We start from the raw sequence: 270 nt of genomic DNA on the forward strand, positions 1-270 counted from the left end.
TGCGAGACGAAGCGCTGGCCCACGACCGAACCCGATCCGACGATCACCCGGAACAGCCCCTCCGGCAGCCCGGCCTCCAGCGCCAGCTCACCGAGCCGCACGGCGGTGAGCGGCGTCAGCTCGGCGGGCTTCAGCACGACGGCGTTGCCCGCGGCGAGCGCGGGGGCGAAGCCCCACGCGGCGATCGTCATGGGGAAGTTCCACGGCACGATGATCCCGACGACGCCGTACGGCTCGTGGTACGTCACATCGAGGCCGCCGGCGACGGGG

The 270-nt window shown here is 73.0% G+C and carries 1 protein-coding gene; it reads right to left on the reverse strand.

The features are described 5' to 3' along the window. A partial coding sequence (locus ACZ3HG_RS23790) for an aldehyde dehydrogenase family protein (RefSeq protein ID WP_465334850.1) occupies positions 1-270 on the reverse strand: 270 nt, incomplete at both ends.

This window comes from Erwinia sp. PME.40.26/001 (assembly GCF_055556675.1).